This window comes from Umezawaea sp. NPDC059074 (genome assembly GCF_042738955.1).
GTDB lineage: Bacteria > Actinomycetota > Actinomycetes > Mycobacteriales > Pseudonocardiaceae > Umezawaea.
Genome location: NZ_JBHYHC010000046.1, coordinates 17,096 through 43,098, shown reverse-complemented (window position 1 = coordinate 43,098; position 26,003 = coordinate 17,096). Strand labels below are relative to the sequence as shown.

Here is a 26,003-nt window from a genome sequence, read left to right as displayed (position 1 = left end):
GCCCCTGACCGGCAGCCCTCCCGCCGGCCTGTCCAAGGGGTCTCTTTGCCATACCCGCTCCCTGTAGAGAGGACCGCAATGAGAACCACAAGCCTGATCACGCGGCTCACCGCCGCGTTGCTCGCGAGCAGCCTCGTGCTGCTCGCCGGGCCGGGCCTCCCGGCGAACGCGGCGCCAGCCCAGGCCAACGCCCTGGGCGCCCGGCTCGCCGCCTCCGCCGTCTCCGTCTCCGCCAGCAGCGCTCACGGCGAGTACCCCGCGGCCAACGTGAACGACGGCAACCAGGCCACTTATTGGGAAAGCAACAGCAACGCGTTCCCGCAGTGGATCCAGGCCGACCTCGGCTCCTCGGTCGCCACCAACAAGGTCGTGCTGAAGCTGCCGACGGGCTGGGAGACCCGGACGCAGACCCTCTCCGTGCAGGGCAGCACCAACGGCAGCGCGTTCTCCGACCTGGCCCCGTCCAAGGGGTACGTGTTCACCCCGTCCAGCGGCAACACCGTGACGATCGACATCGCCGCGACCACCATCCGGTACGTGCGCCTGAACATCACGGCGAACACCGGGTGGCCCGCGGGGCAGCTGTCCGAGTTCGAGGTCTACGGGCCCACGAGCGGTGACACGCAGGCGCCCTCCGCGCCGTCCGGCCTCTCGTTCACCGAGCCCGGCACCGGCCAGATCCGGCTGGCGTGGAGCGCCTCCACCGACAACGTCGGCGTGACGGGCTACGACGTCTACGCCAACAACGTCCTGCGGACCAGCGTCGCGGGCAACGTCCTCACCTACACCGACACGCAGCCGGGCACCTCCACGGTCGCCTACTACGTGCGGGCCAAGGACGCCGCGGGCAACCAGTCCGCGAACAGCAACACGGTGACCCGCACCGGGACCGGCGGCCCCGGCGGCACGAACCTGGCCGTGGGCAAGCCGATCACGGCGTCCTCGTCGGTGTTCACGTTCGTCGCGACCAACGCGAACGACAACAGCACCTCCACCTACTGGGAGGGCGCGGGCGGCTCCTACCCGAACACCCTCGCGGTGAGCCTCGGCGCGAACGCGGCCGTCGACTCGGTCGTGGTGAAGCTCAACCCCGACAGCTCGTGGGGCACGCGCACGCAGAACATCCAGGTGCTGGGGCGCGAGCAGAGCGCGTCCGGGTTCAGCAACGTGGTGTCGGCGGCGAACTACGTGTTCAACCCGTCGTCGAGCAACATCGTGACGATCCCGGTGGGTGGTGCGGCGCTGGCCGACGTCCAGCTGCGGATCACGTCCAACACCGGTGCTCCGGCGGGGCAGGTGGCCGAGTTCCAGGTCATCGGCGTGCCCGCGCCGAACCCGGACCTGACGATCACGGGTGCCTCCTGGTCGCCTGCCGCGCCGGTGGAGACGGACGCGGTGACGTTGTCGGCCGTGGTGCGGAACGCGGGGGCTGTCGCTTCCGGGGCCACGAACGTCAACTTCTACCTCGGGGACACGAAGGCCGGTACCGCGAACGTGGGTGCGTTGGCGGCTGGGGCTTCGGCGACCGTCACCGCAAACGTCGGGACGCGCAACGCTGGTAGCTACCCGTTGAGCGCGAAGGTGGACGAGGGCAACGTCGTCATCGAGTCCAACGAGACGAACAACAGCTTCACCGGGTCGACGCTGGTCGTGACGCCGGTGGCCAGCTCGGACCTGGTCGCGAGTGTCGGGTGGACGCCCAACAACCCTGCGGCTGGTAACGCGGTGGCGTTCTCGGTGGCGATCAAGAACCAGGGGACGGTGGCTTCTGCCGGGGGCGCGCACGGGATTTCCCTTCAGGTGGTCAACACGACCACCGGGGCTGTTGTGCAGACTTTGACCGGGTCTTACAGCGGGGCTATCGCCGCTGGGGCGACCACGTCGCCGGTGTCGCTGGGGAACTGGACGGCGGTCAACGGGAAGTACACCGTCAAGGTGGTGCTGGCCAACGACGCCAACGAGTTGCCGGTGAAGCAGCCGAACAACACCAGTGAGCAGCCGTTCTTCGTCGGGCGTGGGGCGAACATGCCTTACGACATGCTGGAGGCCGAGGACGCCGCTGTTGGTGGTGGCGCGGTCGTGGTCGGGCCGAACCGGAAGATCGGTGACCTCGCGGGTGAGGCGTCCGGGCGGAAGGCCGTGACGTTGAACTCGACCGGGAGTTATGTCGAGTTCACCACGAAGGCGAGCACGAACTCGTTGGTGACGCGGTTCTCCATCCCGGACTCGGCCGGTGGTGGGGGTATCGACGCGACGATCAACGTGTACGTCGACGGGGTCTTCCACAAGGCGTTGCCGTTGACGTCGAAGTACGCGTGGTTGTACGGGCCTGAGGCCGGGCCGGGGAACTCGCCCGGTGGCGAGGCTCGGCACATCTACGACGAGGCCAGCATCATGCTGAACTCGACCGTGGCCGCCGGGCACAAGATCCGGTTGCAGAAGGACGCCGCGAACACGACGAACTACGCGATCGACTTCATCAACACCGAGCAGGTCACGGCGATCGCGAACCCGGATCCGGCGAAGTACGCCGTGCCGACCGGGTTCGGGCACCAGGACGTGCAGAACGCGCTGGACCGGGTGCGGATGGACACCACCGGGACGTTGGTCGGCGTGTACCTGCCCGCGGGCACGTACCAGACGGCCAGCAAGTTCCAGGTGTACGGGAAGGCCGTGAAGGTCGTCGGTGCCGGGCCCTGGTTCACCAAGTTCCAGGCTCCCACCACGCAGGACAACACGGACGTCGGGTTCCGGGCGGAGGGGACGGCGAACGGGTCCACGTTCTCCGGGTTCGCCTACTTCGGGAACTACACGTCGCGGATCGACGGGCCGGGGAAGGTGTTCGACTTCTCCAACGTGGCGAACATGGAGATCGACAACATCTGGGTGGAGCACATGGTGTGCCTCTACTGGGGTGCCAACACCGACTTCGTGACGATCAAGAACTCGCGGATTCGGAACCTGTTCGCTGATGGTGTGAACATGACGAACGGCAGTACTAACAACCATGTGATCAACAACGATGCTCGTGCTACCGGTGACGACTCGTTCGCGTTGTTCTCCGCTATTGACGCGGGTGGGGCGGATGAGAAGGACAACGTGTACGAGAACCTGTCCACCACGTTGACGTGGCGGGCCGCTGGTGTGGCTGTGTACGGCGGGTACGCGAACACGTTCCGGAACATCTACATCGCGGACACGCTGGTGTACGCCGGGATCACGATCAGCTCGCTGGACTTCGGGTACCCGATGAACGGGTTCGGGGCCGACCCGCCGACGAAGTTCGAGAACATCTCGATCGTGCGGGCTGGTGGGCACTTCTGGAACGGGCAGACGTTCCCTGGTATTTGGATCTTCTCGGCGTCGAAGGTGTTCCAGGGGATTCGGATCAGTGACGTGGATATTGTGGATCCGACTTACAGCGGGGTGATGTTCCAGACGAACTACGTCGGGAACACTGCTCAGTTCCCGGTGAAGGACACGATCTTTACAAACGTGTCGATCAGCGGGGCGAAGAAGAGTGGCGATGCTTATGACGCCAAGTCCGGGTTTGGGATTTGGGCCAACGAGTCGGCTGAGCCTGGGCAGGGGCCGGCTGTGGGCACGGCTACGTTCACGAACCTGCGGTTGAGCAACAATGCGCAGGATGTGAAGAACACTACTTCTACGTTTACGATCGTGCGTAACTAGGGGGTAGTTGGTAGGGGATAGGCGGCGGCCGGTCGGTGTCAAAGGGGACATCGGCCGGTCGTTGTTTTGATGGGTTTGGGGATTGGGGCTAACCCCCGGTTGCGCCGATTATCCCACCCTCTTTCGCTTTGTCAAGGCTGGAAAGACGCCTTGACAAAGCGAAAGAGGGTGGGGGCGCAAAAACAACCGGGGGCCGGCCGGGGTGGGGGTTAAAAGAACCTGCCGGCACGGTCCGGTTGGTGCTCGGTGCGAGTGCCGGCCGGGGGCCGGAAGATAGAGAGAGCAGTTCCGATCGGTGCAATTTAGATGTGGGCTGGGTTGGTCACGGGGTCTCGTTGGGGCCGGGGGCCCGCTGGCCACGGCTGCCGATGTGGCCAGGTGGTGAGAGCCGAACCTGCGGTGCCACAGTTTCAGGTTGCCTGCGGCAGGCAGCTAGCGGTGGTTCAGATCGTAAGGTTGCCTGCGGCAGGCCTACGGGGGTTGAGGGCGCAGGGTTGCCTGCGGCAGGCCTGCTGTCCGTCGACGGCGCAGGGTTGCCTGCGGCAGCAGGCTTGAGAGCCGATTGCCTACCTGCTTGGCCTGGCTGGTTGGTTCGTGTCCGATTTTATTTGGGGGATTTGCCCCTTAAAATTGGAGATCGGGCAGGGCTTTGGGGCACTGCCTTTTGGCCCGATCAAGGGGCAAATCTAGGGGCCCCAAATCAAATCGGACACAGCGGGCTGGAAATCGAAGCCGCTGACCGGCCATGCTGGAAGTCGAAGCCGGACCACGACGTGAGGAGCACCCATGGACTGGCCCACGACGCCCCCGGCGTTCGGACCCGTGCTCCTCCGGGAGTTCACCGACGACGACGTCCACCTCGCCATCGAGTGCGGCGCGGACCCGTACATCCCGCTCGTCGGAACCCTCCCGGCATTCCCGACCCACGACCAAGCCCTCGCCTGGATCACCCGCCAACGCGGTCGCCTCGCAGAAGGCGCAGGGTTCTCGTTCGCCATCGCCGACGCAACAACCAACACCGCCATCGGCAGCACCGGACTCTGGCTGCGGAACCTGGACGCCGGACGGGCCTCCGTCGGGTACTCCGTCTCGCCGAAGCACCGAGGGAGAGGCGTCGCCCGTGACGCACTGAAAGCGGTCACCGCGTTCGCCTGGACGATCCCCGCCCTCCACCGCATCGAGCTGTACATCGAGCCGTGGAACACCGGCTCGACCAGGACCGCCGAAAAGGCGGGCTACCAGCGGGAAGGGCTGCTCAAGGGGTACCAGGAGATCGCGGGTACGCGCCGGGACATGTATCTGTACGCAGCGCTCCGGCCCTGATCACGGGGGGCAGACGGTGCCGTTCGCCGGGACCTTGGCGTTGATCAGGAAGTCTGCCGTCGCCGTGGTCGCGCACTGGGAGAGGCCGAGTGCGCCGTGGCCGCCGCCCTGCCAGCCCACGACCACGCCTGCCGGCAGTGCGCCTGCCGCGCGTTCGGTGCCCTGTTGTGGGGTGATCGGGTCGGTCGCGGTGCTGAGGACGAGCATCGGGGGTGCGCCCACCAGCGGGGGGACCTTCAACGGTGTGGGGACTGGGAAAGAAGCGCACAGGAGGAGTCTGTGGGCGTAGAAGGCGCCGAACAGGGGGTGCTTGTCGCGCCAGTCCTTCGTCAGGACGGTGACCCTGTCCGGAGGGATGCGCATGGCCGTGTCGTTGCAGCCTGTGACGAGGGTGGCGTCCAGGCGTGGGGGGTTTTCGTTGACGTCGGCCACCAGCGGCTCCACCAGGGAGGTGAGGCCGGTGCTGTCGCCGGACTTCGCGGCCACCAGGGCGTCTGCCAGTGCGGGCCAGCGGGAGCGGTCGGCCAAGCCCAGGAGGACCGCTTGCACGGTGGTGCCGGGGGTGAGGGAGAGACCGAGTGAACGGCCTGGGCTGGTGCGGACCTTGTCGAGCAGGGCTACCAGTTCGGCTTTGGGGGTGGCGCCGAGGGCGCAGTTCCTGGCGATGCAGTCCTTGGCGAAGGCGTCGAAGGTGGCTTCCGCCGCCACCGCTTTCGCCTCTGCGGCGCCGATGGCGTCGAGGGTCGGGTCCGGGGCTCCGTCGAAGACCATGCGGCCGATGCGGGTGGGGTAGCGGCTGGAGTACAGGGTGAGGACCTTGGCGCCGTCGCCCACGCCGATGGCGTTCAAGGTGCTGACGCCCATGAGGTCGCGCAGCTTGTCGAGGTCGGCCGCCGCGCGCCACGAGTCCATGGCCGTCAGGCGGTTCTCCAGGTCCAGGACGCATTCCTGGCTGGCGGTGGTGATGGCGCTGCGCAGGGCGGCGTTGTCGGTGTTGGCCGGGTCGAACTCGACGATGTCCAGCCTGGCCGAGGAGGGGACGCACTGGACGCCGTCGGACTTGCCGGTGCCCCTGCGGTCCACGCCGATGAGGCTGAACGTGGTCAGCACCTCGGGTGGCAGTGACGCGGCGAGGCGGGCGGCCTTGAGGGTGCCGGGTTCGCCGTCGGCGTCGCTGAGGACCACCAGCGGGCTCTTGCCGGTGCCCGCCTTGAGGACGGAGATGCTGATGGTGCCGCGGCCCGGCCTGCTCGGGGCGTCCAGCACCGACGCGAACCGGGCGCACTGGAAGGTCATCGACGTCTGCGGGGCCGTGGAACCCATCCGCAGCATCGTGGGGTCCGTGCACTCGGTCCAGTTGAGGCTGCCCTTGATCTCCTCCAGGTCCGGCACGGGCTGGGTGCCGGACGGCGCGGCCGCGCTGGGCGGGCCGCTGTCGCCGCGGACGGCGATCACCGGGCGGATGGAGGGGCCCGCGCTGCACGCGCTCAGTGCGGTCATCACCACGAGCGGAAGCAAAAGGGCGGCGTGGCGCCGACGCGGCACTGGAGGTTCCTCGCTCTCGGCGGGCGGCTGACCGGACTGGGCAGAAGGGTCGCACGAGCCAGGTGAGACTTCGGTGAGCGGCCGGTCCCGACCAGTGGATACCGGCGTGCGGGAATCCTCTTCGGACGGGCAGGATGGCGGACGTGGTGATGGCGCAAGCAGGTCCGACGTCGGGGCGGTCGACAGGGGGGTCGGGGCCGTTCGCGGCGGCGGCCCGCGTGGCGGGGGCGGTGCCGCCCACGGCGCTGGTGCTGCTGGGGATCGTCAGCATCCAGGTCGGCGCGGCGCTGGCGAAGCACCTGTTCGCCCTCGCGGGCACGTCCGGCACGGTCGCGCTGCGGCTCGCGTTCGCGGCCGTCGTGCTGGTGCTGCTCTGGCGGCCCTCGGTGCGGATCGGCAAGCGGATGCTGCTCACCGTCCTCGGCTACGGCGTGGTGCTCGGGTCGATGAACCTGCTCTTCTACCAGGCGATCGAACGCATCCCGCTCGGCGCGGCGGTGACGATCGAGTTCCTCGGCCCGCTCGCCGTCGCGGTGGTCGGGTCACGCCGGTGGGTCGACGGCCTGTGGGCGCTGCTGGCCGCGGGCGGGGTGCTGCTGCTGACGAGGTCCGACGGCGGCCTGGTGTGGACCGGGGTGCTGTTCGCGCTGCTCGCGGGCGTCTGCTGGGCGACGTACATCCTGGTCGCGGCCTCGCTGGGCAGCCAGTCCACCGACGGGCAGGGGCTCGCGCTCGCGATGGTGTTCGCCGCGCTGGTGGTGCTCCCGTTCGGCGTCGGCGACCTCGGTCCGGTGCTGCTCGACCCGCTGGTGCTGCTGGCAGGCCTCGGCGTGGCGCTGCTGTCGACGGTGGTGCCGCACTCGCTGGAGCTGGAGGCGCTGCGCCGCATCCCGCCTCGGGTGTTCGGCATCCTGATGAGCCTCGAACCCGCGATGGCCGCGCTCGTCGGCCTGGTCGTGCTGCACGAGGCGCTGCGGCCGACGCAGTGGGTCGCCGTGTGCTGCGTGGTGCTCGCCTCCGCGGGCGCGACCCGGACCGCTAAGCAGGCTTGACCTCGCCGCGCAGCACCGAGTCCACGTCGTAGCGCGCGGGCTGGTCGAGCTGGTCGTAGCGGCACGAGTCGGCCTCGCGGTCCGGCCGCCACCGGCTGAACTGGCCGTTGTGCCGCAGCCGGGCCGGGTGCGCGCCCTCGGTCTGCGTGTAGGAGATCTCCAGCACCCGCTCGGGCCGCAGCGCGATCCACGACGCGTGCTCGCCGCGCCACCGGTTGATCGCGCCCGGCAGCCTGCGGCCGTCCTCGGCGTCCGGCCCGAGCCACGGGTGGTCGTCTTCGGTGATCAGGTCGCTCAGCTCGTCGGCCAGTTCGCGACGGCGGGCCGCCTTGAACGACCCGACGACGCCGATGTGGTGCAGCACGCCCCGGTCGTCGTGCAGGCCGAGCAGCAGCGAGCCCACGGCGGTGCCCGGCTCGGTGTCCTTGTGCCAGCGCAGCCCCGCGACCACGCAGTCGGCCGTCCTGGCGTGCTTGACCTTGATCATCGAGCGTTTGCCCGGCGTGTACTCCGAGGCAGCGGGCTTGCCGATCACGCCGTCCAGCCCGGCGCCCTCGAACAGCTCGAACCACTGCCGCGCCAGCTCCACGTTGGTCGTCGCGGGCGTCAGGTACAGCCCGTCACCCGGCTTGAGCAGCGCCAACAGGACGTCGCGGCGCTCGGTGCACGGCCGTTCCAGCAGCACGTCGTCGCCGACCGCGAGCACGTCGAACGCCACGTAGGCGGCGGGCATCGACTCGGCCAGCAGCGTCACCCGGCTGGCGGCCGGGTGGATGCGCTCGGCCAGCGCGTCGAAGTCCAGCCGGTCGTCCTTGGCGACCACCAGTTCGCCGTCCAGCACGATCCGGGTGGGCAGCGTGCGCTTCAGCGCCTCGACGACCTCGGGGAAGTACCTGTTCAGGGGCTTCCCGCTGCGCGACTGGAGCACCACGTCGTCGCCGTCGCGGAACACCAGGCAGCGGAAGCCGTCCCACTTCGGCTCGAACAGCAGGTCCTTGCCCGTGGGGATCTCGTCCACCGCGGTCGCGAGCATCGGCTGCAACGGCGGGGTCAGCGGTAGCGGCACGGGCGCCATCCTGCCCCTCGCGGCTGGTCAGCGCACGCGCTGGTAGCGCAGCAGCAGCGCCGACTCGTAGTGCAGGGCCGACACGAGCGCCATGTCCCGCGGCGGCGCCACGGCGCCGTGCGCGATCCGGCCCGCCTCGCCGCCGACGAGCTTCGGCGCGATCGTCACGCACAGCTCGTCCACCAGGTCCGCGGCGATCAGGTCGCCGAACAGCGTCGGCCCGCCCTCGCAGTTCACCCGCAGCAGCCCGCGCTCGCCCAGCGCGCGCAACGCGACCGCCAGGTCCACCTCGGTCTCGCCCGCGACGACGACGTCCGCGCCCGCGTCGGCGAGCGCGGCCCGGCGGTCGGCGGGGGCCGACGACGTGGTGATCACGATCGGCCGCACGGTCGAGTCGGTCAGCAGGGGGGAGTCCGGGGTGATCGAGCCGCGGGCGGTCACCACGGCGATCGGCGGGATCGGCGCGAGCCCGAGCCGCGCCCGGCGCTCCGCGCGCACCTCGCCCGCCTTGATCCCGTGGTAGCGCTCCGACTTCGCCGTGCCCGCGCCGACCAGCACCACGTCCGCCAGGTCGCGGCCGAGCGCGAACACCTTCTTGTCCGCCGGGTTGCCCAGCCCGGCGGACTGGCCGTCCACCGCCACGGCCCCGTCCACACTGGACACGAAGTTCACCTGCACCCACGGGCGGTCCAGGTCGGCGGGGTAGTCGTAGGCCCGCTCCAGTTCCGCGTCGGTGATCTCGCCGTCGCGCGGGGGCCACAGGATCTGCATGGAGTTCATCCCAACACACTCCGAGGTCACGCCGTTCGGGCGCCGATACCCTTGGCACATGTCCGCCCCGCGCCTGGCCGACCGAGATCCCCGGATCGAAGCGGACGAACTGGTGAACTCCCTGGTCCCGCCGCCCCGGTTCGACGACGTGCGGTTCGAGACGTACGTGCCCAACCGGGACGAGCCCAGCCAGGCGGCGGCCGTGACGGCGTGCGCGGCGTTCGCGAAGCGGGTCGCCAAGGACTCCGGCGGCGGCTGGCTCGGGTCGCTGCTCGGCCGGAAGGCCGCGCCGGACGGCAAGCTCGGCCTGTACCTCGACGGCGGGTTCGGCGTCGGCAAGACCCACCTGCTCGCCTCGATCTGGCACGCCGTGCCGGGGCCCAAGGCGTACGGCACGTTCGTGGAGCTGACGAACCTGGTCGGCGTGCTCGGGTTCGGCGAGGCCGTGCGGCGGCTGTCCGGGCACCGGCTGCTGGCGATCGACGAGTTCGAGCTGGACGACCCCGGCGACACCACGCTGGTCAGCAGGCTGATCAAGGAGCTGACCGAGGCGGGCGTGTTCGTCGCCGCGACCTCCAACACGCTGCCGGACAAGCTCGGCGAGGGCCGGTTCGCCGCCCACGAGTTCCTGCGCGAGATCCAAGCCATGTCGGCCCGGTTCGACGTGGTGCGGGTCGACGGCCCGGACTACCGGCACCGCGGCCTGCCCGACGCGCCCGACCCGATGACCGACGACGAGCTGACCGCCAGCGCGGAGGCCACCCCCGGCTCGACGCTGGACGACTTCGACGCCCTGTGCGCCCGGCTCGCGAAGATCCACCCGTCGCGCTACGGCAGGCTGGTCGACGGCGTCGCGGCCGTGCACCTGCGCGGCGTGCGGCCCGCGGACGACCAGTCCGTCGCGTTGCGGCTGGTCGCGCTGGGCGACCGGCTCTACGACCGGGACGTGCCGGTGGCCGTGTCGGGACGGCCGCTGTCGGAGCTGTTCACCGACGAGATGCTCCGCGGCGGGTACCGCAAGAAGTACCTGCGGGCCGTCTCCCGGCTGGTCGCGCTTTCCCGCCGATAAAAGGGTTGAGGCGGCGAAAACCGGGTATTCACCCCATGCCTGGAGCATGTGGAGGAGCCCCGATGCTGAGTGAATTCGAGCGGCGGTCACTGGACCAGATCGAGCACCAGTTCCGCCTCGACGACCCCCTGCTGGACAACAGACTCGCCGTCGGGCGGGCCCGCCCCATGCCCACGACGGTCCTGGCGATCGTGTTCGGCGTGATCGGCGTCGGCCTCCTGTGCCTGGGCGTGATCGGCGCGGCGCTCGGCTGCTTCGGCATGGTCTCGGTGCTGCTCCTCCTCCGCGGCACCACCTGGCGCTGAGGCGTCGGCGCCACCTTCGCCGTGGCGCCGGCCACCTCTACGGGATCAGCGTCACCTTCGCCGTCACCGTGCTCCGGCACACGATCGTGTCGACGTTCTCCCACCTCGTCACGACGCCTGCTCTGGGCGGCCACGGGTCGTTGACCTGCAACGCGGCGAAGCTGGCCCCGATGAGCAGCAGCGAACTCGTGCGCGTGTAGCCCGCGACGACCCGGCAGTGGCCGGGGATGAAGCTGATCACCGGCCGGTTCGCGCGGATCTCCGAGCGGTACTCGGCGAACGACGGCGACGTCGACAGCGCCGCGGACAGCGACTTGCCGGTGAGGCTCTCCAACGCCGTCACCACGTCGAAGTCCCGGCTCGCGGGCAGCCCCACCGGGTGCTCCTCCGTGCCCAGCCCCAGCTCGTCGGCGAGCCGCTCCTGGTCGTAGCGGTAGCGGTAGAAGTCCAGGATCATCTGCGTGCTGGCCGCCGCGCTCCACCGGTTCGTCTCCTGCCCGACCAGGCCGAGGCAGCTCGACTGGTCGGCGAAGCTGTGCGAGTAGTGCAGCTCCAGCGCGTCCACCCTCGGCTTCAGCACCTGCTCGACGATCTTGCGGTCGAACCGCCGCACCACCGGCTCGTCGACGTGCAGCACGTTCGCCAGGTGCGTCAGCGCCTCGACCTGCTGCCGGTACCGCTCCTCGCGCAGGTGCCGGGCCTCCGGGGTCTGCTCGTCCAGGAACGACCAGCGCTCGAACTCGCCGGGCGGCTCGCTCAGGTCCGCACGGACCTCGGGCACCTGCTCCCACGTGTGCAGCTCGCGCAGCGCGACCTCGACGCCGTCGAGCAGGAACAGCACGGCCAGCTTCGGGAAGCTGTAGGCGACGAACCGCAGCTCGTCGTGCTCGACGTCGAGGCTGCGGGCCTCGCCGAGCAGCATCTCCGGCTCCCAGACGGCCTCGGGCGCGATCGCCACCAGCGGCGCGCCCATCCTCGGGTGCGCGGCGACGTCGACGTAGCCGCGGCCGCAGCTCGACCCGATCCGCCACAGCAGCAGGTCGCCGTTGACGTCGTGCACCGGCGTCGGTGCGCGGTCCAGCCGCGGTCCGCCCGGCAGGTCCGGCAACGCGCCCAGCGTCGCCAGCACGCCGAGCTGCGCCGCGACCAGCCGAGCCGACTCGATGCGGGTCATCGAGCTCCCTCCGTAGATGCGCCTCTCCTGCTCGGAGGCGCTCGAGGCCGTGGTGATACACCAAATGATTTGGTCATGTGACCCCTCTCAGACGACGATGACCCACTGTGGGTTTCCTCGATGCGAATGGTCTTGCCTTCCGTCTAGCCGATGGACGCGAGCTGTTTCGCGATGTGTCGTTCAAGGTCGGTACCGGGTCGGTGGTCGCGCTCGTGGGCGCGAACGGCGTCGGGAAGACCACGTTGCTGCGGATCCTGTCGGGTGAGCTGACCCCGGCGACGGGCAGCGTCCGCGTGCAGGGCGGTCTCGGGGTGATGCCCCAGTTCGTCGGATCCGTCCGCGACGACAGCAGCGTCCGCGACCTGCTGCTGGCGGTCGCCCCGCCGGGCCTGCGGAAAGCCGCCGTCGACCTGGACGCGGCCGAGCTGGCGCTGATGGAGACCGACGACGAGCCGACCCAGATGAAGTACGCGAACGCCCTCAACAACTGGGGCGAGCACGGCGGGTACGACATCGAGGTCCTGTGGGACACGGTGACCGTGGCCGCGCTGGGCGTGCCGTACGACCGGGCGCGGTTCCGGGACGTGAAGACGCTGTCCGGCGGCGAGCAGAAGCGGCTCGTGCTGGAGGCGCTGCTGCGCGGCCAGGAGCAGGTGCTGCTGCTCGACGAGCCGGACAACTACCTGGACGTGCCCGGCAAGCGGTGGCTGGAGCAGCGGCTCGCCGAGACGGACAAGGGCGTGCTGCTGGTGTCGCACGACCGGGAGCTGCTGTCGATCGCGGCCACCCAGGTCGTGACGGTCGAGGCGCACAGCGCGTGGACGCACGCCGGGTCCTTCGGCACGTGGCACGCGGCCCGGACCGCGCGGATCGACCGGCTGCTCGAACTGCACAAGCGGTGGAACGAGGAGCACGAGCGGCTGAAGGAGCTGGTGCGGACGCTCCAGATCCAGGCGACGATCTCCGAGGTCATGGCGGCCAAGTACCGGGTGATGTCGGCGAAGCTGAAGAAGTACGAGGAGGCCGGGCCGCCGCCGGAGCTGCCAGTCGACGAGAAGGTGACCCCTCGGTTGAGGGGCGGGCGAACGGCTGTGCGGGCGGTGACCTGCGAGGCGCTGGAGCTGACCGGGTTGATGAAGCCGTTCTCCACGGAGATCTTCTTCGGGGACCGGGTGGCTGTGCTCGGGTCCAACGGGTCCGGGAAGAGCCACTTCCTGCGGTTGCTCGGCGGTGGGGACGTCGCTCACACCGGGGTGTGCAAGACCGGGTCGCGGGTGCTGCCGGGGCTGTTCGCGCAGACCCACCAGCACCCGGAGTGGGTGGGGAAGACCCTCGTCGACATCCTGTGGCACGGGGAGGGGTCGCGGACCGGGAAGGACCGGGGCGCGGCGATGGCGATCCTGACCCGGTACGGGTTGGGGCAGAGCGGGGACCAGAAGTTCGAGTCGCTGTCGGGTGGGCAGCAGGCTCGGTTCCAGGTGTTGCTGCTGGAACTGGCCGGGTCGACGTTGCTGCTGCTGGACGAGCCGACGGACAACCTGGATCTGAACTCGGCTGAGGCGTTGCAGAGGGCGTTGGAGGAGTTCACCGGGACTGTGGTGGCGGTGACGCACGACCGGTGGTTCGCGAAGTCGTTCGACCGGTTCCTGTTGTTCCGGTCGGACGGGGAAGTGGTGGAAGTTGCCGAGCCGGTGTGGGACGAGGCTCGGGTGCAGAGGGCTCGGTGATCTTGGGTCTTCCGGTGGCCGCTGGGTTTGAGGTGGTCACCGGGAGGCTTCGATTTCCGGGGTGGTCACCCAGCGGCTACGGCTTCCAGCCCGCTGTGTCCGATTTGATTTGGGGCCCCTAGATTTGCCCCTTGATCGGGCCAAAAGGCAGTGCCCCAAAGCCCTGCCCGATCTCCAATTTTAAGGGGCAAATCCCCCAAATAAAATCGGACACGTCCAACCAGCCGACTCCAGTCCCGTCGTGGTCATTGGATTGCTGGGTTTTTTGCTTTTCTAAATTGTCTTTTGTTTTTGCTGTTCAGAGCCAGGAGCGGGTGGTGCTGGCGCGGACCGGTACCTCCACCGTTGCCTCGTCGTCCGGGCATTGCAGGTGGGCGGTGGAGTATTCGTGTACGAGGCGGAAGTGGTGGTCGTCCCTGGTCCACGAGGTGAGGGAGCCGTTCGCTACCGCTGAGTTGTGGGCTATGGCCAGGAGGTTCTTCTCCGGTACGCCTTCCAGGAGGTAGCGGAGGAGGTAGGCCGTTACCTCGTGGGCGAAGAGCAGTACTCGTTTGCCTCTGTGGTCGCGTTCCAGGTCGCCCAGCAGTGAGCGCAGTCGCAGTGCCACGTCCGCCCAGGACTCGCCGCCCGGTGGGCGGTAGTAGAACTTGCCGAGGCGTTGTTTTCTGATCTGCTCGTCCGGGTAGCGCAGGGACACGCCTTTGGTGGTGAGGAGGTCGAGGATGCCCAGTTCTCGGTCTCGCAGGCGTTCGTCGACGACCTGGGTCGGCTGGTAGTCGAGTTCCCTGGTGGCGAACCAGGCCGTTCCCACCGTTCTGAGGTAGGGGGAGGAGACGATCACGTTCGGGCGTTGGTCGTTCGGCAGGGACGCGAGCCAACGGCCCACCGCTTTTGCCTGGTCCTCGCCCCTGGTGGTGAGGGGGACGTCGGCGTCGCGTTCCGGGATGTCGATGACGTCCAGGCCCGTGGCCTCGGCGTGGGCCCTGGCCACGTTGCCGGTGCTCTCACCGTGTCTGACCACGCCGATCCAGCCCAGATCCGTCACGCGGTGGAACGTACCCGTTTTCCGTGCGCTAAAACCCACCCATGAACACGTACGTCGACACCTACTGCGAGCGGTTGGCTCCCGGACTGTGGGGCGAGCCGCTCAACGCGCTGAGCAACCTGGCGTTCCTGCTGGCCGCCGCGGTGGTGTGGTTCCGGTACCGGCCCGAGCAGCGGAGCATCCGGGCGCTGGTGCTGCTGCTCGTGCTGATCGGGCTGGGCAGCCTGTCGTTCCACACCGCCGCCACCCAGTTGACGCGGGTGTTCGACGTGCTGTTCATCGCGCTGTTCGTGTTCTTCTACGTCGTCTGCTTCGGGCACTGGTTCTGGGGGCTGCCGTGGCAGCGGGCGTGGTGGTTCGCGCCCGGACTCCTGCTCCTGGGCGTGGTGCTGATCCCGGTGTCGCTGCTGATCCCGGCCGGGTCGGGGCCGTACCTCGCGGCCGGGGTGGCGTTGATCGGGTTGGCGGTGGCGCTGAAGTTCTTCGGGCCGCCCGGCACGCGGCACCACTGGTGGGCGTTCGCGGTCGCGGGTGTGGTGTTCGGGGTGGCGTTGACCCTGCGGACGGTGGACCTCAGCGCGTGCGCGGAGTGGCCGTCGGGCACGCACTACCTGTGGCACCTGCTCAACGCCGTGGTGCTGTACCTGGTCACGCGCGAGGCGGCCGTGCGGGTCAGTCCTCCTCGATGAGCGCCGGGAGCCTGCCCGCCTTGACCTCCGCGACCAGCTTCGCGTGGTCGGACTCGGTCTGGTCGGCGTAGTCGAGCGCGTACTTGGCGAACGCCTCGTCGAGGTCCTCGCCGTCGGCGTCGCAGTAGCCCGCCAGCAGGCGCGGGTCGACCGAGCGGGTGTGGGCGCGGGCCAGCAGGGCGCCCGCGAACCGGCCGTAGTCGTCCAGGTCGTCGCGCTTGAGGGTGGTGGCGTCGATCTCGCCCTTGCGGTTGCGGAACTGGCGGACGATGTAGTCGCGGCCCTCGATGCTGGTCCAGCCCAGCAGGATGTCCGACTCGGCCTGGACCAGGCGCGCGCCGTGGACGATGCGCTTGCCCTGGTGCTTGCTCGGCGGCACGTCGAGGAACGGCTCCAACGCCGACGGCCTGGCCTCCTTGACCTGGAGGATCAGGGCCTCGTCGCCGTTGCCGTGCAGCAGGACGAGGTAGTTGCGCAGGCCGACGCTGCCGGTGCCGACCACGCGGAACGCCACGTCGGACACGCCGTAGCGCATGATCAGGTTGCGGCGGGACTCGCGGAGCGTGTCCACGTAGGACGGCAGCGCCGCCACGACCTGGTCCGCGGTCTCCTGGGTGATCCTGGTGAGCACCGGCGGGTCGGCGATGAACCGCCAGTGCTCGCCCTCCTTGCGGGTCCACTTCGCCGCGACCCTGGCGCTGGTGTTCTTGCGGGCCTTCTGCGCGGCCTTGCTGAACTCGTCGGTCAGGTCGCTCGCCTTCGCCTTGCTCAGCACCGACTCGTCGCCCAGCGCGCTCCACGACTCCAGGAACGGCAGCTCGGCCATGTGCCGCAGCGCGCCCCGGTACGCCCGGACGGCGTCCTCGGCGGCGTCGCGGCAGCCCTTCTCCGACACGCCGCCCTCACGGCCCGCGAGCACCAGGCTGGTCGCGAGGCGCTTGAGGTCCCACTCCCACGGTCCGGGCAGGGTCTCGTCGAAGTCGTTGACGTCCATGACGATCTGGCCCTCGGGCGTGCCGTAGAGGCCGAAGTTCGCCGCGTGGGCGTCGCCGCACAGCTGGACGTCGACCCCGCTGCGCGGGCTCACCGCGAGGTCGCCCGCCATCAGGCCCGCGCTGCCGCGGAAGAACGAGAACGGCGAGGCGATCATCCGGCCGATCCGCAACGGGACGAGGTTCTCCAGCCTGCCCTCGTTGCTGGCGCGGACGTAGTCCGGGATGGACGGCCGGCTCACGGCCAGCAGGGCCTTGCGGTGGGCCTGGTGGCCGACGGCGTCGCGCAGCGCGCGTCCGCTCGCGTGGACCTCCTCCGGCTCGGTCCACCGACCCAGCGCCGCCGCCGCTTCCGCCCTCACCCGTTCACCCATGGACGGCATCATGCAACGGGAACGGGCACCTCACGTGCTGTATGACGCATCGTGAGGTGCCCGCGTGCCGATCGTGACTATCGCTTGACGATCTCCGCGATGGCGTCCACGCCGAGATCGATCTCCTCGGCGGTGATCACCAACGGGGGAGCCACGCGCAACGTCGAGTCGTGCGTCTCCTTGCACAGGACGCCCCTTGCGGCCAGCGCCTCGGACGCCTCCCGACCCTTCGGACCGCCGGGCGCGATCTCGACGCCCGCCCACAGGCCGCGGCCGCGGACCTCGGCGACGCCGTGGCCGACGAGGTCGTTCAGGCGGGCGTGCAGGTAGCCGCCCAGTTCGCGGGAGCGCTCCTGGAACTCGCCGGTGGCCAGCAGCTTCACGACCGCGCGGCCGACGGCGCAGGCCAGCGGGTTGCCGCCGAACGTGGAGCCGTGCTCGCCCGGCTTGAGGACGCCGAGCACCGAGCGGCTGCCGACGACCGCCGACACCGGCACGATCCCGCCGCCGAGCGCCTTGCCCAGCGTGTACAGGTCGGCGCGCACGCCCGCGTGGTCCAGCGCCAGCAGCTCGCCGGTCCGGCCGAGGCCGGACTGGATCTCGTCGGCGATCATCAGCACGTCGTTCTCGTCGCAGATCCGGCGCACGGCGGCCAGGTAGCCCGCGGGCGGCACGACGATGCCCGCCTCGCCCTGGATGGGCTCGATCAGCACGGCGGCGGTCCGGTCGGTGATGGCCTCGCGCAGCGCCAGCTCGTCGCCGTAGGCCACGACCGTGAAGCCGGGGGTGAACGGGCCGAAGTCGGCGCGCGCGACCTCGTCGGTCGAGAACGAGACGATCGTGGTGGTGCGGCCGTGGAAGTTCGCACCCGCGACGACGATCTCCGCCGTGCCCGCGGGCACGCCCTTGACCTGGTAGGCCCACTTGCGGGCCACCTTGATCGCGGACTCGACGGCCTCCGCGCCGGAGTTCATCGTCAGCACGGTCTCGGTGCCGGTCAGCTCCGCCAGCTCGCGGCAGAACAGGCCGAACTGGTCGTGGTGGAACGCGCGGCTGGTCAGCGTGACGCGGCCGAGCTGCTCGACGGCGGCGGCGATGAGGGCGGGGTGGCGGTGGCCGAAGTTGAGCGAGGAGTAGCCGGACAGGAAGTCCAGGTAGCGACGACCGTCCACGTCCGTCACCCACGAGCCCTCGCCGTGCGAGATCACGACCGGCAGCGGGTGGTAGTTGTGCGTGCTCCAGTGCTCGTCCAGCGCGATGAAGTCGGCCCCGCTGGTCGGGGCGTCCGTGGTGGGAGCGGCGATGGCGGTCATAGGACAAGGCTAAGGGGCGGATGGCGGCGATTTCATCCGTCAGGTGTTGCGCAGATGTCAGGTTTCTTGCGCAATCGAGGTGATCAGCGGCGATCCGTTGCGTAGCGAGCGGAGTGATCACGCCCTGGCTACCCTGCGACGATGGCGAAGAAGTCCGCGCACGTCCACTCGATCCGCGACGTGCTCAAGGTCCACCCGGACGGGGTCGACCTGGCGAAGATCGACCCCGCGGCCACCCCGGTCGGCCCGACGAGCAAGTCCGAGGCCGAGAAGGACCTCGCGGCCATGGCGGAGGAGCTGGACCAGCTCCAGGAGAACCTGTACGCCGAGGGTATCGGCGGGGGTCGCCGCCGGGTGCTGGTCGTGCTCCAGGGCATGGACACCTCGGGCAAGGGCGGCACGATCCGGCACGTCGCGGGCCTGGTCAACCCGCAGGGCCTGCACATCGTGTCGTTCAAGAAGCCGACCCGCGCGGAGCTGTCGCACGACTTCCTGTGGCGGATCCGCCGCCAGGTGCCGGGGCCGGGCATGATCGGCTTCTTCGACCGCTCGCACTACGAGGACGTGCTGGTCCCGAGGGTCGACAAGCTCGTGCCGCCCGCGGCCTGGCGGGCCCGCTACCAGCAGATCAACGACTTCGAGGCCGAGCTGGCCGAGGCGGGCACGACGATCGTGAAGTGCTTCCTGCACATCTCGCCGGAGCGGCAGAAGGAACGGCTCGTCGCCCGGCTGGAGACGCCGGAGAAGCTGTGGAAGTACAACCCGAACGACCTGGTCGTGCGGGCGAAGTGGTCGCAGTACCAGCAGGCGTACAGCGACCTGCTGACGCAGTGCTCCCCGGAGTCCGCGCCCTGGTACGCCGTGCCGTCGGACCGCAAGTGGTACCGCAACTGGGTGGTCGCCCAGTTGTTGCTCCAGACGTTGCGCGACCTCAAGCCCACGTACCCTGAACCGGACTACGACCCCGCGGCGGAGCTGTCCCGGCTGATCGAGGCGGACCCGTTGCGGTAGGCGCAATCTTCGTTGCCTCCCTTGTCCGGACGCAGTGGTCTAGTCCACTGTTGATCCTGCCGCCAGGGATCAACGGAGGTAAGCGCAGTGGTGATCGACAGGCGACGGTTCCTCGGAGCCATGGGTGTTGGGGCAGGGATGCTGGTGACGGGTGAGACCGCTTCGGCGCAACCGCGTGCGGAGTCCCGCGTGTACCTCGGGACCTACACGACCTGGTCGGGTGGGGGCACCGGCATCGGCCTCGCCTCCTACGACCAGACGACCGGGCAGCTCCGCGCGACCGGCGTGTTCCCCGGCGTGGCCAACCCCTCGTTCGTCATCGAGTCGGGTCGGACCCTCTACGCGGTGAACGAGCAGACCAACGGGTCGGTGACGGCCATCGCGGTCAGCGCGGGCGGTGGCCTGCGGATCATCAACTCGCAGAGCACCGGCGGCGCGGACCCGTGCCACCTGGCGGTCGACCCGTCCGGCAAGTACCTGCTGTCGGCGAACTACTCGTCGGGCAGCGTCTCGGTGCACCCGGTGAGGGCCGACGGCGGGCTCGGGACGCGCACGGACCTCAAGAAGCACACGGGGTCCGGGCCGGACCGCGAGCGGCAGGAGGGCCCGCACGCCCATCAGATCCTGCCCGACCTCGGCGGCAAGTTCCTGCTGGCCGTGGACCTGGGCACCGACTCCGTCTACACGTACCGGCTCGACGTGGCCACCGGCAAGCTCGCCCTGGTCAGCACCGCGAAGGTGAAGGCGGGGGCGGGCCCCCGGCACCTGGCGTTCCACCCGACCGGCAAGTTCGCCTACATCGCGAACGAGCTGGACTCGACGATCATAGCCGCGGGCTACGACCCCGAGACGGGGGTGCTGACGCCCGCCCAGACGTTGCGGACGCTGCCCGTCGGTGCCCCGGCCACGCCGCGCAACTACCCGGCCGAGGTCGTGGTGTCCGCGGACGGCAAGTTCGTCTACCTGTCCAACCGCGGCCACGACAGCGTGGCGCTGTTCGCGGTGGAGCAGGGCGGCGCGCGGCTGCGGTTCGTCGAGGCCGTGTCGACCGGGGGCAAGTACCCGAGGCACATCGCGTTCGACCCGACCGGGCGAATCCTGTTCGCGGCCAACCAGAACTCGAACACGGTGACGTCGTTCCGAGCAGACCTGGCCACCGGCCGTCTGCGGCCTTCCGGGACGCCGCTGGCGTCGCCGATCCCGGTCTGCGTGGTGCCCACCCGGCTGGGTTAACGGGGTTCCGGGCGGACCTCCCGCGGTGGTACCCCATGGCACATGGGTATCGCCACCGCACTGGTCTTGAGCATGGTCCTGGTTCCCGCGCCGGTGGCGTCGGACTACGTCGCCTTGGGCGACTCCTACGCCGCCGGTGTCGGGACCGGGGGCACCGGCGCGGGCTGCGGGCGCAGCCCGTACTCCTACCCGGACATGTACCGCGACGCGCACGGGTACACCTCGTTCCAGTTCCCGGCGTGCGCGGGCGCCACCATCCCCGAGGTGCTGGACCGGCAGGTGTCGGTGCTGTCCACCGAGACCGGGCTGGTGACGATCACCGTCGGCGGCAACGACGTCGGCTTCACCGACGTGATGACCACGTGCTCGGTCGGCTCGGACCGCTCCTGCGCCAAGGCCGTGGACGAGGCGAAGGGGCTGATGCGCACCGAGCTGCCCGGCCGGTACGCGAAGCTGTTCGCCGCGGTCTCCGACCGGGCGCCGGGCGCGAAGGTCGTGCTGCTCGGCTACCCGAGGCTGTTCGAGGAGAAGGCGTGCTCCGGCGGGTTGACGGCGGCCAAGCGGACGGCGGTCAACGAGGGCGCGGACCTGCTCGCCGACGTGATGTCCGCCGCCGCGACCGCCGCGAGCGCCACCTTCGTCGACGTGCGCACCCCGTTCCTCGGCCACGGCGTCTGCGCCGACGAGCCGTGGGTGAACCCGCTCACCACGCCGACCGCCGACTCCTACCACCCGAACAAGTCCGGCCAGGTCGGCTACCTCCGGGCGCTGGAGGCGGCGCTCGAACCCCTGGCCACGACGCAGCCCGTGGCCCCCTGACCGGTCAACCGGTTGGCGTGCGGGCGACCGTCCCGACGATGATGCCCCGGTGGAATCAACGAACGGGCTGAGGAAGGTGTCGGCCACGCGGTACGTGACCCCCTTCCGCGAAGGCGGGTCCCTGCCGGGGCTGGTCGAGGCCGACGACCTCGGGATGTACGTGCTCAAGTTCCGGGGAGCCGGGCAGGGCATCAAGGCGCTGATCGCCGAGATCGTGGTCGGGGAGCTGGCCAGGAGGCTGGGCTTCCGGGTGCCGGAGATCGTGCTGGTCGACCTGGACCCGGAGCTGGCGCGGTCCGAGCCGGACGAGGAGATCCAGGACCTGCTGCGCGCGAGCGGCGGCGTCAACCTCGGCCTGGACTTCCTGCCCGGCTCGTTCGACTACAACCCGGTCGTGCGCGAGCCCGAGACCGACCTGGCGACCCGGCTGCTGTGGCTCGACGGGCTGGTGCTCAACGTCGACCGCAGCTGGCGCAACCCGAACACCCTGCTGTGGCACCGCCAGCTGTGGCTGATCGACCACGGCGCGGCGCTGTACTTCCACCACGGCTGGCGCGCGGACCGGTTCCCCGCCAAGGAGTACCGGTTCGACGCGGGCGACCACCTGATGCTGCCGTTCGCGGGCCCGTTGGCCGATGTGGACGCCGAGCTGGCCGCGAAGGTCACGCCGGAGCTGCTGCGGGAGGTCCTGGCGCTGGTGCCGGACGAGTGGCTGGCGCAGGACCAGGTGTTCGAGGGCGCGACCGCGGTCCGCGAGGCGTACCTGGCGTACTTCGCCGCCCGCCTCCAAGGCCCGCGCACGTGGGTCGACGCGCTGGAGGTGGCCCGTGCCGCACGTGTTTGAGTACGCCGTGCTGCGGGCCGTGCCGAGGGTGGAGCGGGGCGAGTTCGTCAACGTCGGCGTGCTGCTCTACTGCGCCCCCTTGGACTTCCTGCGCGCGAAGACCTTTGTGGACGCCGCCCGCGTGCGGGCGCTGGACCCCGCCGTCGACGTGGAGCTGCTGGAGGCGCTGCTGGGCCACCTCGGGTCGTCCTGCGACGGGGCGGCGGAGGCGGGGCCGGTGTCCGCGACGACCCGCGGTCAGCGGTTCCGCTGGCTGACCGCGCCGCGGAGCACGGTGATCCAGACCTCGCCCACCCACACCGGGTTCACCGACGACCCGGAGGCCGAGGTGAACCGGCTGCTCGCCGCGCTCGTGCTGCCACCGGGTCACTAAGGTGGCAACCTCTCCGCTTGCGCCGCGTCTCTAAGTGGCAAGAGCGGTTGACCGGAAGCATCCACGAGATCGGGGTTGGCGAACATGAGCGCTGGATACCAGCAGGGGTACCAGCAACCGTACGCGCGCAGGCCGATGCCGCGGCAGCACAAGGTGAAGAAGGGGCGCGTGTTCCTGGCGATCCTCTTCGTGCTGCTCCTCGCGCTGGTCGGGCTGTACTTCTACGTCGACTCGTCGCTGCGGCGGTCGGACGCGCTGCCGGACTACGAGGGCCGCCCGGCGGACACCCCCGGCACGAACTGGCTGCTGGTCGGGTCGGACGCGCGCGACGACCTCACCCAGGAGCAGAAGGACGCGCTGTCCACCGGCGACGCGGGCGGCAAGCGCACGGACACCATCATGCTCCTGCACATCCCGGCCGGATCCGGGAAGTCGACGCTGGTGAGCATCCCGCGCGACTCCTATGTGGACATTCCGGGGAACGACAAGAGCAAGATCAACGCCGCGTTCTCGCTCGGTGGCGCGCCGCTGCTGGCGCGGACCGTGGAGGGCGCGACCGGCATCCACCTCGACCACTACATGGAAATCGGCTTCGGCGGGTTCGCGGGCATCGTGGACGCGGTCGGCGGCGTCGACATGTGCATCGACGAGCCGATGCAGGACCCGTTGGCGGGCCTCGACCTCAAGGCGGGTTGCCAGGAGTTGAACGGCACGCAGGCGCTCGGGTACGTGCGCACGCGGGCGTTCGCCACGGCGGACCTCCAGCGGGTGCAGAACCAGCGGAAGTTCCTCGCGGCGCTGTCGGACCGCGCGACCAGCGCGGGCACGCTGCTCAACCCGTTCCGCGCGTTCCCGCTGCTGTTCGCGAGCACGGACGCCATCTCGGTGAACGAGGGCGACCACCTCTACAACCTGGCGGGCCTCGCGTTCGGGATGGGCGGCGGCGTCGACACGGCGACGGTGCCCATCGGGAGCACGCCGACGCTCGACGGCGTCGGGTCGGTCGTGCAGTGGGACCGGGAGAACGCCCTGCGCCTGTTCGGCGCGCTGGAGAAGGACGAGCCGGTCCCCGCGGACCTGCTTCAGCAGCCCAGCTGACCCCTGCGGGGGATCAGCCCGCGATCTGGCCGTCGAGCTTCTGCTCGGCGGCCTTTTCGTCGCTTTCGGCCTGCTTCGCCTTGCTGGCCTCCATGATGCCGTCCAGCTCGCGCATGAGGTCGTCGTAAATCGGTGTTAATGACATTGAGTTACCCCCAAGTACGTGGTCGTCCCCCGAACGGATCAATGAACTGTACTCATGGAAGCGCCTCAACATCACCACGTATTCACTAAGCCGATTGTCACATCGTCGACTGTCGGCTGAGCACATGAAGCAATACGGTGTTATGTGCTGGTCACACATGTGCCGACCCGGCGGCCTCTCGCTAGCGTCGACCGCATGAACAGTGGGCTCCGTCACACCGGAGACGACCTCGCGGGCCGCACGGCGCTCGTCACGGGGGCGGGCGGCGGCATCGGCCGCGCCTGCGCCGTGGCGCTGACCGAGGCGGGCGCGAAGGTCCACCTGGTCGACCGCGACGCCGACGCGGTGCGCGCGGTGGCCGACGAGACCGGCGGGACCGAGCACGTCGTCGACCTCTCCGCCGCCGACCCGACCCGAGACCTGCCGCGCGAGGTCGACATCCTGGTCAACAACGCGGGCCTCCAGCACGTGGCGCCGATCCACGAGTTCCCGCCGGAGCGCTTCGAGCTGATCCAGCGGGTCATGCTCACCGCGCCGTTCCTGCTGACCCGCCACTGCCTCCCGTACATGTACGCCCGCGGCTGGGGCCGGATCGTCAACCTCACCAGCGTCCACGGCCTGCGCGCCAGCGCGTTCAAGTCCGCCTACGTGGCCGCGAAGCACGGTCTGGAGGGGCTGAGCAAGGTCGCCGCGCTGGAGGGCGCCGAGCACGGCGTGACGAGCAACTGCGTGAGCCCCGGTTACGTCCGCACCCCGCTGGTGGAGGGCCAGGTCGCCGAGCAGGCCCGCGCGCACTGCGTGCCGGAGGACCGCGTGCTCGCCGACGTGATGCTCCAGCGCAGCGCCATCAAGCGGCTCATCGAGCCGGAGGACGTCGCCGCGACCGTGTTGTGGTTGTGCGGCAGGCACTCCGGGCACGTCACCGGTTCCACGTTCACGATCGACGGCGGCTGGACCGCCCAGTGACCCCTGCAAGCCCACCCCGAAGAAGTGGTGATCGCATGGCCGAGACCTCAGCCCCGCCAAGGAAACCCATCGTCAAGGTGGTCGCCGCCAGCCTCATCGGCACGACGATCGAGTGGTACGACTTCTTCCTCTACGGGTCCGCCGCGGCCCTGGTGTTCAACAAGCTGTTCTTCCCGAGCGTCGACCCGCTCACCGGCACGCTGCTCGCGTTCACCACCTACGCCATCGGCTTCCTCGCGCGGCCGTTGGGCGGCGTGGTGTTCGGGCACTTCGGCGACAAGATCGGCCGCAAGAAGCTGCTCGTGCTGGCGCTGGTCCTGATGGGCGGCGCCACGTTCGCGATGGGCCTGCTGCCGACCTACGCGAGCATCGGCCTCGCCGCGCCGGTACTGCTGACCCTGCTGCGGCTGGTGCAGGGCTTCGCCCTCGGCGGCGAGTGGGGCGGCGCGGTGCTGATCGTGTCCGAGCACGGCGACGCGAAACGGCGGGGCTTCTGGGCCTCCTGGCCGCAGGCGGGCGTCCCGGTGGGCAACCTGCTCGCCACGGCCGTGCTCGCGGTGCTGGCCGCCGTGCAGACCGACGAGGCGTTCCTGTCGTGGGGCTGGCGGGTGCCGTTCCTGCTGTCCGGCCTGCTGGTCGGCGTCGGGCTGTGGATCCGGCTGACCGTCAGCGAGTCGCCGGTGTTCCTGGAGGCGCAGCGCAAGGCCGAGGCCAGGAAGTCGCCGGTCGTGGAGAAGGCCCCGATCGTGACGCTGCTGCGCCTGCACTGGCGCGAGGTGCTGATCGCGATGGGCGCCCGCATGGGCGAGAACGTGTCGTACTACGTGATCACCGCGTTCATCCTGGTCTACATCACCGGCCCGCTGGGCCTGTCGAAGTCCTACGGCCTCAACGCGGTGCTGATCGCCTCGGCGGTGCACTTCGTGTCGATCCCGTTGTGGGGCGCGCTGTCCGACCGCGTCGGCCGCCGCGCGGTGTACCTGTTCGGCGCGGTCGGCGTCGGCGTGTGGATCTTCGTGTTCTTCGCGCTGCTGGACACGAAGTCGTTCGGCGCGATCCTGCTGGCCACGACCGTCGGGCTGGTGCTGCACGGCGCGATGTACGGCCCGCAGGCGGCGTTCTTCTCCGAGCTGTTCGGCACGAGGGTCCGCTACTCCGGCGCGTCCGTCGGCTACCAGCTCGCGTCCATCGTGGCCGGGGCGCTGGCCCCGCTGATCGCCACGGCGCTGCTCAAGGAGTTCGGCAGCACGGTCCCGGTCGCGCTGTACGTCGGCTTCGCGTGCCTGCTCAGCGTCATCGCCGTGGTGGTCGCCAAGGAGACCAGGGGCGTGTCGCTGGAGAAGGACGACGCCGAGCCCGCCGAACTGCCAGCATGAGCG

Annotated in this window: 22 protein-coding genes; 15 read left to right on the top strand and 7 right to left on the bottom strand. The window is 69.7% G+C overall.

Annotated features, from left to right (window positions below):
- The first annotated feature begins 78 nt into the window (after window positions 1–78).
- Both ACFWW9_RS21840 and ACFWW9_RS21835 read left to right on the top strand, forming a co-directional pair.
- The gene (locus ACFWW9_RS21840; protein ID WP_390380691.1) at window positions 79–3,690 is read left to right on the top strand and encodes a discoidin domain-containing protein; all 3,612 of its coding nucleotides are present in this window, start codon (window positions 79–81) and stop codon (window positions 3,688–3,690) included.
- A 786-nt stretch (window positions 3,691–4,476) separates the two neighbouring features.
- Window positions 4,477–5,013, top strand: coding sequence for a GNAT family N-acetyltransferase (locus ACFWW9_RS21835; protein ID WP_390380688.1), 537 nt, complete (start codon window positions 4,477–4,479; stop codon window positions 5,011–5,013).
- On the opposite strand, the gene ACFWW9_RS21830 is transcribed toward ACFWW9_RS21835, so the two are convergent.
- Entirely contained in the window at window positions 5,014–6,513 is a 1,500-nt protein-coding gene (locus ACFWW9_RS21830; RefSeq protein ID WP_390380686.1) for an alpha/beta fold hydrolase, read from the bottom strand.
- 188 nt (window positions 6,514–6,701) lie between these two features.
- On the opposite strand from ACFWW9_RS21830, the gene ACFWW9_RS21825 reads away from it, so the two are divergent.
- Window positions 6,702–7,610: a DMT family transporter gene (locus tag ACFWW9_RS21825; protein WP_390380779.1), complete on the top strand. Its 909-nt coding sequence runs from the start codon at window positions 6,702–6,704 to the stop codon at window positions 7,608–7,610.
- Here ACFWW9_RS21825 and ACFWW9_RS21820 read toward each other — a convergent pair.
- Complete coding sequence (locus ACFWW9_RS21820) at window positions 7,597–8,685, bottom strand: ATP-dependent DNA ligase (protein ID WP_390380683.1); 1,089 nt, start codon at window positions 8,683–8,685, stop codon at window positions 7,597–7,599. The genes ACFWW9_RS21825 and ACFWW9_RS21820 overlap by 14 nt on opposite strands.
- A gap of 18 nt (window positions 8,686–8,703) precedes the next feature.
- Window positions 8,704–9,447, bottom strand: coding sequence for a pyrimidine reductase family protein (locus ACFWW9_RS21815; RefSeq protein WP_390380776.1), 744 nt, complete (start codon window positions 9,445–9,447; stop codon window positions 8,704–8,706).
- Window positions 9,448–9,505: 58 nt separating this feature from the next.
- On the opposite strand from ACFWW9_RS21815, the gene zapE reads away from it, so the two are divergent.
- Together zapE and ACFWW9_RS21805 are read left to right on the top strand one after the other, a co-directional pair.
- On the top strand, window positions 9,506–10,516 hold the full coding sequence (gene zapE / locus ACFWW9_RS21810) for a cell division protein ZapE (RefSeq protein ID WP_390380680.1): 1,011 nt from the start codon (window positions 9,506–9,508) through the stop codon (window positions 10,514–10,516).
- A gap of 62 nt (window positions 10,517–10,578) precedes the next feature.
- The gene (locus ACFWW9_RS21805; RefSeq protein WP_390380677.1) at window positions 10,579–10,821 is read left to right on the top strand and encodes a DUF3040 domain-containing protein; all 243 of its coding nucleotides are present in this window, start codon (window positions 10,579–10,581) and stop codon (window positions 10,819–10,821) included.
- A 37-nt stretch (window positions 10,822–10,858) separates the two neighbouring features.
- On the opposite strand, the gene ACFWW9_RS21800 is transcribed toward ACFWW9_RS21805, so the two are convergent.
- Window positions 10,859–11,995, bottom strand: coding sequence for a C39 family peptidase (locus tag ACFWW9_RS21800; RefSeq protein WP_390380674.1), 1,137 nt, complete (start codon window positions 11,993–11,995; stop codon window positions 10,859–10,861).
- Between the two features lie 107 nt (window positions 11,996–12,102).
- Here ACFWW9_RS21800 and ACFWW9_RS21795 point away from each other — a divergent pair, with 107 nt between their 5' ends.
- Window positions 12,103–13,722, top strand: coding sequence for an ABC-F family ATP-binding cassette domain-containing protein (locus ACFWW9_RS21795; RefSeq protein ID WP_390380671.1), 1,620 nt, complete (start codon window positions 12,103–12,105; stop codon window positions 13,720–13,722).
- Between the two features lie 298 nt (window positions 13,723–14,020).
- Here the strand turns inward: ACFWW9_RS21795 and ACFWW9_RS21790 are convergent, their stop codons facing one another.
- A complete protein-coding gene (locus tag ACFWW9_RS21790) occupies window positions 14,021–14,767 on the bottom strand; it encodes a histidine phosphatase family protein (protein ID WP_390380668.1) in 747 nt (248 codons plus the stop codon).
- A gap of 41 nt (window positions 14,768–14,808) precedes the next feature.
- Between ACFWW9_RS21790 and ACFWW9_RS21785 the strand changes: the two genes are divergently transcribed.
- Window positions 14,809–15,456 (top strand): hypothetical protein, encoded by a 648-nt coding sequence (locus tag ACFWW9_RS21785; RefSeq protein WP_390380665.1) that lies wholly within the window; start codon window positions 14,809–14,811, stop codon window positions 15,454–15,456.
- Here ACFWW9_RS21785 and ACFWW9_RS21780 read toward each other — a convergent pair.
- Together ACFWW9_RS21780 and rocD are read right to left on the bottom strand one after the other, a co-directional pair.
- Window positions 15,440–16,822 (bottom strand): DUF2252 domain-containing protein, encoded by a 1,383-nt coding sequence (locus tag ACFWW9_RS21780; protein ID WP_390380662.1) that lies wholly within the window; start codon window positions 16,820–16,822, stop codon window positions 15,440–15,442. The genes ACFWW9_RS21785 and ACFWW9_RS21780 overlap by 17 nt on opposite strands.
- Before the next feature lie 77 nt (window positions 16,823–16,899).
- A complete protein-coding gene (gene rocD, locus ACFWW9_RS21775; protein ID WP_390380659.1) occupies window positions 16,900–18,135 on the bottom strand; it encodes an ornithine--oxo-acid transaminase in 1,236 nt (411 codons plus the stop codon).
- 141 nt (window positions 18,136–18,276) lie between these two features.
- Between rocD and ACFWW9_RS21770 the strand changes: the two genes are divergently transcribed.
- The 8 genes from ACFWW9_RS21770 (at window position 18,277) to ACFWW9_RS21735 (ending at window position 26,000) form a co-directional block, all read left to right on the top strand.
- Window positions 18,277–19,146: a PPK2 family polyphosphate kinase gene (locus ACFWW9_RS21770; RefSeq protein ID WP_390380656.1), complete on the top strand. Its 870-nt coding sequence runs from the start codon at window positions 18,277–18,279 to the stop codon at window positions 19,144–19,146.
- A gap of 189 nt (window positions 19,147–19,335) precedes the next feature.
- Entirely contained in the window at window positions 19,336–20,379 is a 1,044-nt protein-coding gene (locus ACFWW9_RS21765) for a lactonase family protein (protein WP_390380653.1), read from the top strand.
- 42 nt (window positions 20,380–20,421) lie between these two features.
- Window positions 20,422–21,198: an SGNH/GDSL hydrolase family protein gene (locus ACFWW9_RS21760; RefSeq protein ID WP_390380650.1), complete on the top strand. Its 777-nt coding sequence runs from the start codon at window positions 20,422–20,424 to the stop codon at window positions 21,196–21,198.
- Window positions 21,199–21,247: 49 nt separating this feature from the next.
- Window positions 21,248–22,042 carry a HipA family kinase gene (locus tag ACFWW9_RS21755; RefSeq protein WP_390380647.1) on the top strand — a complete coding sequence of 265 codons (795 nt, stop codon included), beginning with the start codon at window positions 21,248–21,250 and terminating at the stop codon, window positions 22,040–22,042.
- Window positions 22,026–22,415, top strand: a complete 390-nt coding sequence (locus ACFWW9_RS21750; RefSeq protein ID WP_390380644.1) for a DUF3037 domain-containing protein — start codon at window positions 22,026–22,028, stop codon at window positions 22,413–22,415. Before ACFWW9_RS21755 ends, ACFWW9_RS21750 begins: the two co-directional genes overlap by 17 nt.
- Before the next feature lie 84 nt (window positions 22,416–22,499).
- Entirely contained in the window at window positions 22,500–23,513 is a 1,014-nt protein-coding gene (locus tag ACFWW9_RS21745; RefSeq protein ID WP_390380641.1) for an LCP family protein, read from the top strand.
- 340 nt (window positions 23,514–23,853) lie between these two features.
- A complete protein-coding gene (locus ACFWW9_RS21740; RefSeq protein ID WP_390380638.1) occupies window positions 23,854–24,624 on the top strand; it encodes a 3-hydroxybutyrate dehydrogenase in 771 nt (256 codons plus the stop codon).
- A 35-nt stretch (window positions 24,625–24,659) separates the two neighbouring features.
- Complete coding sequence (locus tag ACFWW9_RS21735; RefSeq protein ID WP_390380635.1) at window positions 24,660–26,000, top strand: MFS transporter; 1,341 nt, start codon at window positions 24,660–24,662, stop codon at window positions 25,998–26,000.
- The last annotated feature ends 3 nt before the right edge of the window (window positions 26,001–26,003 follow it).

Excerpts from the sequence above, each read along its gene's own strand:
- ACFWW9_RS21785 (WP_390380665.1), top strand. The coding sequence starts at position 14,809 with ATGAACACGTACGTCGACACCTACTGCGAGCGGTTGGCTCCCGGACTG.
- ACFWW9_RS21835 (WP_390380688.1), top strand. The coding sequence starts at position 4,477 with ATGGACTGGCCCACGACGCCCCCGGCGTTCGGACCCGTGCTCCTCCGG.
- ACFWW9_RS21780 (WP_390380662.1), bottom strand. The coding sequence starts at position 16,822 with ATGGGTGAACGGGTGAGGGCGGAAGCGGCGGCGGCGCTGGGTCGGTGG.
- ACFWW9_RS21820 (WP_390380683.1), bottom strand. The coding sequence starts at position 8,685 with ATGGCGCCCGTGCCGCTACCGCTGACCCCGCCGTTGCAGCCGATGCTC.
- zapE (WP_390380680.1), top strand. The coding sequence starts at position 9,506 with ATGTCCGCCCCGCGCCTGGCCGACCGAGATCCCCGGATCGAAGCGGAC.
- rocD (WP_390380659.1), bottom strand. The coding sequence starts at position 18,135 with ATGACCGCCATCGCCGCTCCCACCACGGACGCCCCGACCAGCGGGGCC.
- ACFWW9_RS21840 (WP_390380691.1), top strand. The coding sequence starts at position 79 with ATGAGAACCACAAGCCTGATCACGCGGCTCACCGCCGCGTTGCTCGCG.
- ACFWW9_RS21770 (WP_390380656.1), top strand. The coding sequence starts at position 18,277 with ATGGCGAAGAAGTCCGCGCACGTCCACTCGATCCGCGACGTGCTCAAG.
- ACFWW9_RS21740 (WP_390380638.1), top strand. The coding sequence starts at position 23,854 with ATGAACAGTGGGCTCCGTCACACCGGAGACGACCTCGCGGGCCGCACG.
- ACFWW9_RS21830 (WP_390380686.1), bottom strand. The coding sequence starts at position 6,513 with ATGACCGCACTGAGCGCGTGCAGCGCGGGCCCCTCCATCCGCCCGGTG.
- ACFWW9_RS21800 (WP_390380674.1), bottom strand. The coding sequence starts at position 11,995 with ATGACCCGCATCGAGTCGGCTCGGCTGGTCGCGGCGCAGCTCGGCGTG.
- ACFWW9_RS21805 (WP_390380677.1), top strand. The coding sequence starts at position 10,579 with ATGCTGAGTGAATTCGAGCGGCGGTCACTGGACCAGATCGAGCACCAG.
- ACFWW9_RS21735 (WP_390380635.1), top strand. The coding sequence starts at position 24,660 with ATGGCCGAGACCTCAGCCCCGCCAAGGAAACCCATCGTCAAGGTGGTC.
- ACFWW9_RS21745 (WP_390380641.1), top strand. The coding sequence starts at position 22,500 with ATGAGCGCTGGATACCAGCAGGGGTACCAGCAACCGTACGCGCGCAGG.
- ACFWW9_RS21815 (WP_390380776.1), bottom strand. The coding sequence starts at position 9,447 with ATGCAGATCCTGTGGCCCCCGCGCGACGGCGAGATCACCGACGCGGAA.
- ACFWW9_RS21760 (WP_390380650.1), top strand. The coding sequence starts at position 20,422 with ATGGGTATCGCCACCGCACTGGTCTTGAGCATGGTCCTGGTTCCCGCG.